Consider the following 12321-nt stretch of genomic DNA (forward strand, 5'->3'; position numbering starts at 1 on the left):
GTTCGTTCTGCGATGACGAGTCCTGATACAGGGGAATTGACCCCCGATAAATGGCAACTGATTAAGGAAATTGTAGCTGAGGCGCTTGAAGTTCCCGCTGACCAGAGGGAGCAGTGGATACAAACCCGTTGCAGTGAAAAGCCAGAGGTTTTGCAGTGGGTGCTCAAATTGCTTGCCGCTGATTCGGATGATCTTTCTTTGCCCTTTGCGTCGGGTGATGAAGAAGGTGATCGAGGGAAGGGCCTACAGGTCGGCATCGACATCTATTCCAAGCTTCCAACGCAGGACAGAATCGGATATCTCCAGCATGCACAAGCTGGAAATGGTAGATCTCTTGACGGTCCCTGTTCTCCTCCTGATTCGGGGGATATCTCCGTTCCTAAGCAAATTGGACCTTATCGCTTAGTCCGCGAAATAGGGCGTGGAGGCATGGGAATCGTCTATCTTGGCGTGAGGGTTGACGATTTTCAGCAGCAGGTTGCCATTAAGGTCCTTTCTCGTCAGGAAGTCGGAACCAAGATCGTTCAGCGCTTTTTGTCAGAACGACAGATGCTTGCAAACCTCGATCACCCTAATATCGTGAAGCTTCTAGATGGAGGTGCTACAGACGAGGGTAGACCTTATTTAGTCATGGAATATGTCGAGGGAGAGCCGCTTCTCGGCTATTGTAATCATCACAATCTGGGACTGGAAGCACGACTAAAGCTCTTTTGCGACCTGTGCTCCGCCGTTCAATATGCGCATCAGCGGCTGATTGTTCACCGTGATATTAAGCCGAGCAATGTACTGGTGTCTTCTGCTGGAATACCTAAGCTCCTCGATTTCGGAATTGCAAAGGTCCTGAGTGAGGACCAGCTTGCTGGAGCTACAACGACCATCGCGGCTCTCACTCCCGAATATGCCAGCCCTGAGCAGATTCGAGGCGCTGCGATTACGACGGCAACGGATGTGTATTCGCTGGGAGTATTGCTCTATGAGCTGCTGACACTCAGGCAGCCTTATCGCGTCGATGGACGAGGAATCGAACAGATAGCTAAAGCGATCTGTGAACAGGATCCAATACCTGCAAGCATGGCTGTCGTAGGGACGCAGGGACGTAAGGATGAGCAGGGGATTCTACCCGCCTCCTGGTATAAGCGCTTGAGAGGCGATCTCGATACAATTACGGCCAAGGCCCTTCGAAAAGAACCTGATCGGCGTTATTCTTCCGTCGAGCATCTTGAAGCAGATATCGAGTGCTATTTGAAGGGACTGCCCGTTAGTGCCCGGCCAGATACTATCTTTTATAAGGCAGGGAAATATCTTCGTAGACGTTGGGATATTGCAGCGGTTGCTGCAGGCTTAGTCCTTTCGGTGGCAATTGGAACTACCCTGACCGTTAAAGCTATGATTCGGGCAAATGTGCAGCGCACTCGGGCGGAAGAGCATTTGCGTGAGGTTCATAAGCTGACAGAATCTCTCATCTTCGACGTCAATAATCAAATCAGCACACTACCAGGGTCAACTCCGGTTCAGAAGCATCTTGTAGATCTAGGGCTTCGGTACTTACCAGCACTGGAGCATGATTCTGGAGGAGATCCGGAGATTCTCCGGGATATTGGGAGTGCCTACGAAAAACTAGGCGATCTTCAGGGAAATGTGCGGGGCCCTAATCTTGGTGATCCTGCCGGAGCCAGATCCAGCTTTGATAAATCTCTTCAGATTCGTGAAAAACTTAGTAAGCTGCTTCCGAACGACTACACCGTCGATCTAGCTCTTTCGCGGATACATGAAAGAATTGCAGATCTCATGTGGGCTGCAGGCGATCAAAACTCAAAACGAGAATACGAAGCTGCACGTGCCATCTTGAATCGTGCCGAACGTTTGCATCCCGAAGATGCAGATGTTCTTTATCAACTGTCGTCAAGTTCCGACGATTTAGGAGATTTAGCCTATGAAGCGAAAGATCTGAAGGAGGCAGAAGAGTATTTTTTGCACGAGTTGGACTATGCTTCCCGTCTTGAGGCACAGCGCCCACACATGCTTATTCCAGAGAAAATTCTTTCTGTAGCTCACATGAAAATTGGTCGGGTAAAAGAAGCGCAGGGTGATCTGGACGGTGCTTTACGCGAAGACCAGAATTCTCTGGATATTCGAACAGCATTCCTGAAGACAAATCCGGACAATACGGTAATGCGCCGGGAAGTGGTGGCCAGTCATATTGAGATGGGAGAAATCTACGAAGAAAAGAAGGATTTTGCGAATGCTGCGATCCACTTGAGCAGCGCTGTGAATGAAGCGAAGAAGCTGTTAAAGTCCGATCCCGATAATCATCAATTTCAATCAGATTTGGAGTTGGCTAACCAGGATCTGAGACGAGTTCTCCATAATACGCGCCATTAGCCACAATTACTGAGAATGGATAGGCTGTAGAGTATAGGGCCTATCCATCTACAGATGTGTTAGGCAATGGATCTTAACAATCCGCCTTCTGCACGTAATGCTGCGCCATTCGTGGCGGCAGAGAGGGGGCTGGCTAGATAGGCGACGAGAGACGCGATTTCCGTCGGGTCGATTAACCGCTGGATCAGTGACGCAGAGCGGTGCTTTTCAAAGAACTCTTTTTCGATTTCCGTTTCTGAGGCATTCGGGACACTTGAAACAGATTTCATGAAATCGACGATCCCTGCGGAGCGCGTTGGTCCAGGCATGACGGTATTCACTGTTACCCCGGTGCTGCGAGTTGTCTCTGCAAGGCCACGTGCGATGGTTAGTTGTGCCGTTTTTGTCGTAGCGTAATGAATCATGTCTGTAGGTACGTTCAGCGCCGATTCGCTGGAAATGAAAATGATGCGGCCCCAGTTTTTCGCAAGCATCTTAGGCAGATAGACTCGGGCGGTGCGGACTCCACTGAGGACGTTGACTTCGAAGAAGTGTAACCAGTCATCATCAGTTATCTCTGAGAACGATTTCGATTCATAGATTCCCAGATTATTGACGAGAATATCTACTTCAGGAATCTGATGGAGCAGAAGATCGGCCCCAGATTGTGTTCCCACATCTGCAACAATTCCGGTGATCTCTGTTCTTCCAACCTGTTTTGAGATTTCATTTAGTGTATGGTCAAGCTTCTTCTGTTCCCGTCCTGTAATAACAACACTTGCACCCTCTTTGACTAGGGCCTGTGCAACTGCTTGACCGATTCCTGCTGTTCCTCCTGTTACCAGTGCGCGCTTTCCATTGAGTTGAAGATCCATTTGAATTGACCTCGTTCTCCTCTTCTTAGGATGTAGTTTGAATGTGCTGAGAAAGTAGTACAAGTAATCCGTTATCCTGGTATCAGGAGTACCACTATGTCTGAAATGCTGGCCTATCCCCACACTGCAGAGAAGAGAAGGGAACTGGCGGATTTCCTGCGCACTCGCAGAGCACGGCTGTCTCCTTCACATGTGGGGCTACCTGCAGGCAGACGACGGCGCGTTGTTGGGCTTCGCCGCGAGGAGGTTGCTGAACTCGCGGATATCAGCACAACTTGGTACACGTGGCTAGAGCAGGGACGTGCTGTGTCGGTGTCCACCGAAACCCTGGAACGTCTGGTATCCGCATTTCGTCTGGATGGACGTGAAAGAGAACATCTCTTTTTGTTGGCAGGCTTCCCGGCGCCTCCGATTCACGCCGGGACTGAAGTGAAGATACTGGCACTCGTTCAACAGGCTCTTGATGGGATGACTCCCAATCCTGCTTATCTTCTCAATACACGGTGGGATATTCTTGCATGGAACGATGCTGCTTCTCGCGTCTTTGGAGACTTTGGTGCAATTCCTGAAGCTGAACGCAATATCGTTTGGCTGACATTCAAGCGTAGCTCATATTTCAGTAGTCTTTTTGTGGATTGGACTCGCTATGCACATTGTGTCTTGGGCAACTTTCGTGTCGACTCAAGTACTCATGCAGGAGATCCACTCTGGTCGAAGTTGATTCATGCTCTCATGACAGAGAGTCGGAATTTCGCATCATGGTGGCCCAATCATGAGATCGCTGCGCCACTAAGCTATCGTAAGGAAATACTCCATCCCAAAGCCGGGCTCCTCACCTTAGAGCCGTTGCATCTCGATGTGCAGCAAGCTTCTGAACTGAAGATTGTTCTGTATCTCCCGAGTTCTAATACCGAAACCGAAGAGCGTCTACGTCTTCTCGTCGAAATGTGAGTGATGTGGCGTTTTCTCCCGTTTGAACCACCCCAGGCGGGAGGTCGGCTGCCATATTTAGATTAGGAGCACCAACCCGGCGATTGCCATCTCTGCGGAACTGAAATCGTGAAGACGGCAAGTATTTGTCCTGGGTATAATGAATCGCCTGCAATGATGCTAAATTGACTCCTGGGTGTCTATTTTTATTGCGGACAGCAATACGTGGCTATGCTTCATCCTTGATGTTTTGCTGGCGTGCTAAAAGCGGTGACATCAATATAAATATATGGCATCATCTAATCCATGAGAACATCGCTAAGGTTGGATGACGAGTCCTATCAAATTGCAAGCCAATTCGCGAAAAGTAATGGCATGTCCCTCAACAAGGCTGTTAGTGAGCTGATTAGGCGCGGAGTAGGGGAGACAGTTGCTACTGTACAGATTAATGGCGTCACTGTGTTTGACGTGCCATCTGACTTGCCACTTGTGACAACAAAATACATTCGTGACATTGAAGTGGAAGAAATATGAAGACCTATTTATTTGATGTCGATGTCTTAATTGCATGGCTTTGGCCTAGGCACGAAGCTCATAAGCTTGTAGGGACATGGTTTCTCGCAAAAGGAGCTAAATCTTGGGCAACGTGTCCAATTACGCAAAATGGCTTCATTCGTGTGCTTTCGAATCCAAAAATCTCAGGAAGCCTCATAACTCCTGGTGAGGCACATAGGGTCCTCGAGAAGAATCTTGAACTTCAAGGACATCACTTTTGGCCGATTGATGCCTCCTACGGAGAAGTGACATCGCCTATCAAATCCAAAATCTACGGGCACAAGCAGATTGCCGATGCCTATTTGCTTGGTTTGGCAATCAAAAACGAAGGAATTCTCGTTACCTTGGATCCTGCAATTAACGATCTGGCGGGGAAGTATTATGCAGGGAATTTACTAGTGCTGGAACAGGGGCGACAGTAAGCGCCAACACGAGCAAAATGGCGCGGCAGAGAGGAAAGCCATTCAATAGTTAACGTATCACATTCAATGTATTGGATCGCTTTGTGCTTTTATTGCATTGATTTTGAATATGTTATTCATCTTCAAAGACCTGACGAGTAGGCAGCATCCGTGCATGAAGAATACGGCTAATGAAAATGCCATCAGCTCTTAATTGGTAGAAAACAACATGCTTTTCAAATTCCATCCGCCGGTATCCATGACGGATGCGATTGCATGTTCTACCTAATTCCGGGTTTCGGGAAAGCTTTGTAATGAGCTTCTCCAGTCTGTCCAGGTATCGGTTGGTCTGCTCCAAGCCCCAGGTCTCGAGAGTATATTCAGCTATTTCGATAAGGTCGATTCGGGCTAGTTTCGAGAGGTGATATGCAGGCAAGGACTAGGCTCTTTCTATGGCCAGAGCTCGCCTTTGGATTCTCGCTCGAATCTCGCCAAAGACATCACCCTCAGCTATTCCGCTTTCTTCGCCTGCGAGGAGTCCTACCCGCAGCGCTTCCAGTTTGGCTTGATCTTCTTTTTCGTCCCGTTCCAGAGCACGCAAACCAGCTCGAATTACTTCGCTGGCATTGGCATAGGCTCCACTCTGGATCTTGGAATCCACAAAGTTGTCCATCTCAGTGGTGAGATTAATATTTCGAGTGGGCATGTGTGACCTCGCTTCAATAGTCTACGTCGAATTGGCAAAAATTGGCAATGAAGTTAGCCCGTGGTTTGGTTCCGCCAGGGAATCCCTCATAGGGCTAAATTCTCCTGTTTAGTTAACAGAAGATTTATTATCGGACATAAAGGCAGTTTTTGAAGTGTTGCGTAGATATCTTCAGAAGGACCATCGTACGTTTAAGTAAATTTGCGTCATGCCATTAAGTAATAATGCTTCCTCGGCAATGGACAGCTTCCTCATCGAACAATCAGAACTGATCCGATTAGCTCTCTTATCCGTCAATTAATAGCCCTTCAGGGTGGGCCACTTGTTATCATCTCATTGTCTAGATCGGATCGACATAGCCAGAAGTGCCAGCGAGGTACGACGGATGATCGCAGACGGAGGGTGCGCCAGGATCAGAGATAAGTGAGCTAATCAGAGCTGCAGAAGGGCTATCACCTGATCAGATTGTTGAACTCACAGAGTTTGCACGATTTAAGAGAAAGTACACGGCTATCATGCCTACTGGCCTTCTGAGTTCAGTATTAAAAATGCACGCTGAGATGCGCTGCATATCTCTAATGGCGCGCAAAGACTACTTCCCCATCCTTCAACCGTAACATAGGGCAAATAAACGCTTTTCCCTTCCAAAAGGCATTAATTAAATCAAGCTGTTCACCCCGCTCCATGGGTTCATTGTTATGCTCAGACCCGCGCAAGTAATGGGCAATTTCATCTTGAGGCAGGATTAGTTAAGCGCACGATCAAGGTAGTATAAACGCGCTCACTATGGATTTTTTTCGGGTTCTCATTCCACTCCATATAATTCGCAAGAAGATCAGCAATTGAAAGAGTTTTTCCGAACTACCGCCCTCGTCGTCTTTGTCATAATGGCATTCGTCGCGAACTACTACCTTGATGGAGTCCTCGAAGATTCTTCTGGTAGAAAATCATCCACCTTGACTTGGGTTCCAAATCGCAGGTACGAGCCGCCGGTTGAATCAGCTCTGATCCTGCTCTCTCGGTACCAGCCTCAGTCGGTCAAGTATCTGAGGGAATCAGGTGTTCCGATTCACTTCTATAACGCGGAACAATGGGCGTCCGCTAAATTTGATGAGGGGCGATTCGGGACTAAGCGCAAGGCCTTTGGTATCACGAAGGAGGACACGGGTGAGATATGCCTAAATACAGCACGTCTGCGGTCACCAGCTACGCTTGCAGCCAGCCTGTATCATGAAGCACTTCATGCTCGATACGGCGATGCGCTCAACGCATTAAACAAAAGATCCCGGTTCTATCGCGTTTTCGTCCGACATGGGGTTGATTTGAGCGCTCGCCGGCACTCAGGCAGATGCGAGCAACTCGCGGATACCGAAGCGGCACGCCACATCGAGGACAAGGTCTGAGGATCTTCTTTCGGCCAACGTTTGCGGGATCCCTCCTTGCCGAAATGCGCATGGTCCACTCGCGGGCCAGCACAGCATCGGGGATCGTGGAGAGGTCGAATTTTGTGGTCCAGTTCACGATCCAGTTGCCGGAGTTACGTACCCGGACCCGGTACCATCCGGGACGCTCCGCTTATCTTGGAGGGGGCGCGGCTAAGCTTAGTGCTGCTGGAATGCGCCCAGATCCCATGGCCCCGAGGTTGGCCGCGGATTGCCGTCGAAATCCAAGCAGAGCGCCGTGTAGGTCAAGCACAGCGAAGTAAGGTTCATCCCTTTGCCGCCGAATGTCGTTTGGCCGCTTGCGCTCAGATGGAGATCGAGCTGCGTAAGATCGATCAATGCAGGGTTCGTGCCGGTCCGAGGCGACATATTGTTGAATCCTGTATAGGACTGGATCGGTGTCGCTTGCGTGTACTGAAAGCATCCCGTTCCGCAGCTGAAGCTGTATCCGTTGCTCACCGTGCCGGCGTTGTAGGTCGCTTCGGAGTCCGTGAATCCCTGGGTGGCGTTGTAGAGGATGTTGTTCTGGAACAGGCTGCTCGACGAGATGGCGCACCCACCCGAGTCGATCGTTCCCCATGGCCATTCGTTGCCGGCTCCATCGGATCCCAGCGAATCGTTGATAAAGCTGTTGTTGAACATGAAGAATGGTCCGCACGTTCCGCTCTTGCCAAACGAGATTGCCCAGGCGCCCCAACCGACAAACAGGTTGTTATAGAAAACGAAATTGCTCGAATTGGTGTCGAAGTCGATGAAGATGCCATCGTTGCCGGAGCTGTACCAGACGTTGTTGTACGCCGTGAAGTTGTGCATGTCGCCCCAGGCGTAAATCAGGTCTTCGTGGTCAGCGGATGTCATGTAGACATCCTCTCCGATGTAGCTGTAGCGAATCGTCATTCCGATGGTCTGGGCAGGCCGAATGATCTCCGAGAAACTGTGGATGTAAACGTGATCCATCGTTGTGCCGGTGTCCGTGCCGCTCGGATTCGGAGAGTATCCCCAGGTCGATCCGGTGCACGTTCCCTGAGGAGTATCGCTCGTTCCGGACTTGAAGGTCCTCGCACACGGCGGGCCGTTGAACTCGATGTACGTCATCGTTATCCCGGTAGGACTGCCGGTGGTGGTAATCGCGGTGAGGCCCGTCGATGAAGTATAGTTCCACTTCATCCCGTAGGGGATAGGAACCCCACTATTGCGCAGTCCCGTATCACCAATCCTGCCATCGAGCGTGAGATAAGCCCCCCTGAAGGTGATCGATCCTGCGTTGTTTACCACCTGTGAGTCATAGGCTGAGTTCCACCCCGGCGCCGAAACCGGAACACTGTCACTGGACAGAACCCTGCGGATGGTCAAGGGATTCCCTGCCGTGCATGTCTTGTTAAAGACCAGGCTGCCCTTGTAGGTTCCGCCCGCTACCCAGATCGTGTCGCCGCAGGCGACTGAGCTGAAGGAGATGTTGTTGAAATCCTTCCAGGCGTTCGTCCAGTTGGTCCCGTTGCCGGCGCCTGTGGCGGCTTTGTTGACGTACCAATTGCCAGCCCATGCAGCATGTCCGGAGATTACGAAGAAAAGCAGGAATGCAATTCGGCACGCCATCAGTCCATGTACTCCACAAGCCGGGCGATCGATGTTCGGGTGAACGTCCCGCTCATCCCGGGCTCTGATTTCGCCAATCTGCACATACCATTTCGTTGTCGTCATCATCGTCTCTTTTCTCCGCGTGTGCGATGCGCGGCCCCGTAAAACATCTACCACCGAATACAACGTCCCGGAATTGTGGCGGTTCTGCTGTCGAATACGGCAGGAATGATAGGTAACTAATCTTTGTGTGTTCGCTACATCTTATTGCCAGCGCACTCAACGCCTGGGCTCGGAAATAGTTATCCCCGATCTGCCGGACCGCCTGCACACGAATCGGCGTGATAGGCTCCTGACCTTTCACACTGTACGCAACTAACCGACACAGCCTGGTGATGTAACCGAAGCCTCGTAGTGAATGATCGACGAGGTCAACGAGCGACTCGGCGGTTTCCATCAAAATCAGTTTGAGTGCGCACAGAGATAGGAAGTTCCGGAAAGTGTAATCACCGCAATCCAAACGTAGAGTAATCTTCGAAAAAGGCTGATGGCAGTCATTCGGTATTCATCCTCGACTAGGGTGGGTTAAGGGTAACTTGTTGGGGTCAGTAACTGACAGATGACATACATGTGCTACAGAACCACAAGTACGACAACACCGGAGATGGACTGCATATTATGAAGATATGCGACTTTTCAGCTAAGAAGTTAAGACGTTCTAGCGAAGCAATCAAGACAAAACACCTAGAACCCAGTGACAACCAGAAAATACTAGAGGCAGGAACATTAGGGAATATGCAATAACCTCTTTAGCATTGTCAATTGAGTGACGAAAAAATTCATATCGAAAGCGCGATTCGTAAAGACATGGGACGTATCTCTTCTTTTTACAAGGCTCAGATAGGTAACTGCCAAGACTTTGAAATTGCAGATTATCGCTCGCTCAGATTGAACCTTCCACCCGTCTGCATCGCATTTTTAGAGCAGATCGCGGCAAAACTCACCGGCGATCCAGGACGCGGAAAAAGCTAGTAGGCTCTTCGCATTATCGTTAAGTACTACGCGAATAATCCGATCTAGTGTAGTCCGTCGTTAATCTCATCATTTAAGTAGGGAGGCACGGGCGCGGGAGACCTTTTGAAGGATGTCCTTGGCTTTGGCAGTCCAGATGAAGGGTTCAGGGTCTTGATTGTGATGGTCGATGTAATTGCCAATGGCCATAATGAGTTGCTCCAGATCGAGGAAGACGCCACGGCGGATGCGATTGACAGTTAGATCGCGGAAGAAGCGTTGGATAATATTCAGCCAGGAGGCAGAAGTAGGGGTGAAGTGCACATGAAAGCGTTTGCGCTAAGCCTGCCAATGTTGGATTGTCGGGTGCTTGTGAGTCGCATAGTTGTCGCAAATGATGTGGACTTGCTTTTGGACAGGTATGATCTGGTCAATCAGGCGCAGAAATTTCAACCACTCCTAGTGGCGATGTCGCTGCGGACATAAGCCATAAACCTCGCCGGTGACTGTATTGAGTGCAGCAAATAGTGTAGTGGTGCTACTATGGCGCTTGTAATCGTGAGTCAGGGTCTGAGCTCGGCCCTTCTTCATCGGTAAGCCGGGTTGTGTACGGTCCAGAGCCTGTATCTGACTTTTCTCGTCGAGTGACAAGACAAGTGCATGCTCAGGTGGACAGAGATAGAGACCGACGATATCTTCCAGCTTATCGGCGAAGTTAGGATCATTGCTGACTGTGAAGCTCTCAATGCGATGTGGCTTGAGCCCGTGTTGACGCCAGCTGCGACCGGCGCTGGACTCAGAAATACCAAACGGCACGGGCCATGCTGCTACGTGACCAGTGCGTGGACACCTCCGGCTTGCCCTGGGTGGTTTTGGCAATGACTGCAGCACAATGGTTTGGGCATTGATGGTGGGCTTGCGCCCGGAGCGCTGCGCATCACGCATCAACCCCTCGACGCCAAGGGCAAGAAAGCGACCGCGCCAAAGTGCAGCCATACGCGGAGCAACATGCAATTGTGCGGCAATTTGCTGTTCTCCAGCCCCTCAGCAGCTAACAAAACGATGCGACAACGTTCGACCACGCGTAACGGAGTAGTTCGCCACCGCAGTAACTTCTGCAGTTCACCTCGTGCTTCGGAACTCAATCGAACTGCTGGAGCTACTCGCATACCCGTCACCTCAACTGTACATGAGATGTTCAGCGCCCTATAAATGATTGTATTCTGACGGACTACACTAGGAGTACGAGACAAACGTTCGGGAAAGAGTGATCTGGAGGGAAACATTCCAGGAAAGTTGACGAACATCCCGAGCAATGGCATAGTTACTTGGCAGGAGTAGTGGAGAACTAACTCGAAGCATCTAAATATTAGCGGACCGTATAAAAATTTGTAACCTAGGGGATTCTGGTAGAGCATTTTCACTTCTAGTATTCACACTCTGCACTAGCGCAGAGTGGCTTTTCTTTCGCCCCCAGCAAGTCAACAGCAGACTTACTGGATCCAGGCTTAACAGAGAAGCCACTTCTGGCTGCTGTTGCTCTGTTTATGCCGGAAGCGAAAATGGGGCACTTCCCTCTTGTGGTATCTACTTCCTCAGACGCAGCTGTTTTAATCGATAGAGATGTGACTAAATGTGGAAGCACTTGCATCTGTTTTCAAGGGTAGAGTCGTGCCAGTTAGCTTTATTGTCGGCGCAGCAGTCAGCTCAAGATAGTCAGTGTTAGCAGCTGTAAATAAATCCGGAGAGTCCACGGAATAGCTCGCCGACTAGGGTTGTAACAATTCAAATAATTTTCCTGAGGCGATTTCCACAATGGGCCTCGGGTAGGCGATAGCCTGTCCTTTCTCTGGCAGTCATTGTTAAAGGTGCTTTTATCTGCTTTCTATCGATACTTACCAAATCCTTTTAGATAGGGAGTGCAACGGTGCTGCCAACGGATTCCCCGCATTGGTTTGCTCTTCAGGTCTCGCCACAACACGAACAGAAGGTGGCACTCTACCTCAACCTCAAGCAACAAGAGCATTTTCTCCCGATGGCCCGGTTTCGTCGCCAGTGGTCTGACAGAACGAAAATAGACAATAGGCCCTTATTTCCCGGATACATATTTTGCCGCACAAAAAGATCGTTCTTCGGAACCATCCTTAGCACTCCAGGCGTAGTCCGGATTATTGCCTTCGGAGGCCGTCCATTTCCTGTACCCGACGACGAGATAAGTTCGCTTCAACGCATTGCGGCCTCGGGCAGGGAAATTGCTCCAGAGCCCTATCTATCCATCGGCCAGCGGGTCCAGGTTGCTAACGGACCGCTGGAGGGCGTAAGTGGAATGGTAGTGCGGCTAAAGAATAGCGACCGCCTTGTGATTTCCGTTGATCTTATTATGAAATCTATTTCTATCGATATAGCAGCGTCGGAAGTAGCAGCACTGAAAACGGCAAGCTAGAGCAAAACCGGTGTTACTG

General features: G+C 50.0%; 12 protein-coding genes. 7 read left to right on the plus strand and 5 right to left on the minus strand.

Features of this window, described 5'->3' with window-relative positions; all coding sequences use genetic code 11:
- The first annotated feature begins 12 nt into the window (after positions 1-12).
- Entirely contained in the window at positions 13-2382 is a 2370-nt protein-coding gene (locus tag AC6I7T_RS33270; RefSeq protein WP_497795054.1) for a protein kinase domain-containing protein, read from the plus strand.
- Between the two features lie 59 nt (positions 2383-2441).
- Here AC6I7T_RS33270 and AC6I7T_RS33275 read toward each other — a convergent pair whose 3' ends face one another.
- A complete protein-coding gene (locus AC6I7T_RS33275; protein WP_497795055.1) occupies positions 2442-3236 on the minus strand; it encodes an SDR family NAD(P)-dependent oxidoreductase in 795 nt (264 codons plus the stop codon).
- Positions 3237-3332: 96 nt separating this feature from the next.
- On the opposite strand from AC6I7T_RS33275, the gene AC6I7T_RS33280 reads away from it, so the two are divergent.
- Together AC6I7T_RS33280 and AC6I7T_RS33285 are read left to right on the plus strand one after the other, a co-directional pair.
- Positions 3333-4187 carry a helix-turn-helix transcriptional regulator gene (locus AC6I7T_RS33280; protein ID WP_497795056.1) on the plus strand — a complete coding sequence of 285 codons (855 nt, stop codon included), beginning with the start codon at positions 3333-3335 and terminating at the stop codon, positions 4185-4187.
- Between the two features lie 509 nt (positions 4188-4696).
- Complete coding sequence (locus tag AC6I7T_RS33285) at positions 4697-5143, plus strand: TA system VapC family ribonuclease toxin (protein WP_497795057.1); 447 nt, start codon at positions 4697-4699, stop codon at positions 5141-5143.
- 112 nt (positions 5144-5255) lie between these two features.
- Here the strand turns inward: AC6I7T_RS33285 and AC6I7T_RS33290 are convergent, their stop codons facing one another.
- Together AC6I7T_RS33290 and AC6I7T_RS33295 are read right to left on the minus strand one after the other, a co-directional pair.
- Positions 5256-5558 (minus strand): type II toxin-antitoxin system RelE/ParE family toxin, encoded by a 303-nt coding sequence (locus tag AC6I7T_RS33290; protein WP_497795058.1) that lies wholly within the window; start codon positions 5556-5558, stop codon positions 5256-5258.
- A gap of 3 nt (positions 5559-5561) precedes the next feature.
- A complete protein-coding gene (locus AC6I7T_RS33295; RefSeq protein WP_497795059.1) occupies positions 5562-5828 on the minus strand; it encodes a type II toxin-antitoxin system ParD family antitoxin in 267 nt (88 codons plus the stop codon).
- An 842-nt stretch (positions 5829-6670) separates the two neighbouring features.
- Between AC6I7T_RS33295 and AC6I7T_RS33300 the strand changes: the two genes are divergently transcribed.
- Positions 6671-7231, plus strand: coding sequence for a hypothetical protein (locus tag AC6I7T_RS33300; RefSeq protein ID WP_497795060.1), 561 nt, complete (start codon positions 6671-6673; stop codon positions 7229-7231).
- A gap of 198 nt (positions 7232-7429) precedes the next feature.
- On the opposite strand, the gene AC6I7T_RS33305 is transcribed toward AC6I7T_RS33300, so the two are convergent.
- Positions 7430-8974, minus strand: a complete 1545-nt coding sequence (locus tag AC6I7T_RS33305) for a hypothetical protein (protein WP_497795061.1) — start codon at positions 8972-8974, stop codon at positions 7430-7432.
- A 696-nt stretch (positions 8975-9670) separates the two neighbouring features.
- Here AC6I7T_RS33305 and AC6I7T_RS33310 point away from each other — a divergent pair.
- Both AC6I7T_RS33310 and AC6I7T_RS33315 read left to right on the plus strand, forming a co-directional pair.
- Positions 9671-9880, plus strand: a complete 210-nt coding sequence (locus AC6I7T_RS33310; RefSeq protein ID WP_497795063.1) for a hypothetical protein — start codon at positions 9671-9673, stop codon at positions 9878-9880.
- A gap of 105 nt (positions 9881-9985) precedes the next feature.
- Positions 9986-10123 (plus strand): hypothetical protein, encoded by a 138-nt coding sequence (locus AC6I7T_RS33315; RefSeq protein WP_497795064.1) that lies wholly within the window; start codon positions 9986-9988, stop codon positions 10121-10123.
- A 195-nt stretch (positions 10124-10318) separates the two neighbouring features.
- Here AC6I7T_RS33315 and AC6I7T_RS33320 read toward each other — a convergent pair whose 3' ends face one another.
- Positions 10319-10855 carry a transposase gene (locus tag AC6I7T_RS33320; RefSeq protein WP_497795066.1) on the minus strand — a complete coding sequence of 179 codons (537 nt, stop codon included), beginning with the start codon at positions 10853-10855 and terminating at the stop codon, positions 10319-10321.
- Between the two features lie 931 nt (positions 10856-11786).
- Here AC6I7T_RS33320 and nusG point away from each other — a divergent pair.
- Positions 11787-12302, plus strand: a complete 516-nt coding sequence (gene nusG / locus AC6I7T_RS33325) for a transcription termination/antitermination protein NusG (protein WP_497795067.1) — start codon at positions 11787-11789, stop codon at positions 12300-12302.
- Positions 12303-12321: the final 19 nt, after the last annotated feature.

The sequence above is a fragment of the Humiphilus diazotrophicus genome, assembly GCF_059726315.1.

Bases quoted from the DNA above. Each gene is read 5' to 3' on its own strand.
- AC6I7T_RS33270 (WP_497795054.1), top strand. From the start codon at position 13: ATGACGAGTCCTGATACAGGGGAATTGACCCCCGATAAATGGCAACTG.
- AC6I7T_RS33275 (WP_497795055.1), bottom strand. From the start codon at position 3,236: ATGGATCTTCAACTCAATGGAAAGCGCGCACTGGTAACAGGAGGAACA.
- AC6I7T_RS33280 (WP_497795056.1), top strand. From the start codon at position 3,333: ATGTCTGAAATGCTGGCCTATCCCCACACTGCAGAGAAGAGAAGGGAA.
- AC6I7T_RS33285 (WP_497795057.1), top strand. From the start codon at position 4,697: ATGAAGACCTATTTATTTGATGTCGATGTCTTAATTGCATGGCTTTGG.
- AC6I7T_RS33295 (WP_497795059.1), bottom strand. From the start codon at position 5,828: ATGCCCACTCGAAATATTAATCTCACCACTGAGATGGACAACTTTGTG.
- AC6I7T_RS33305 (WP_497795061.1), bottom strand. From the start codon at position 8,974: ATGATGACGACAACGAAATGGTATGTGCAGATTGGCGAAATCAGAGCC.
- AC6I7T_RS33320 (WP_497795066.1), bottom strand. From the start codon at position 10,855: ATGGCTGCACTTTGGCGCGGTCGCTTTCTTGCCCTTGGCGTCGAGGGG.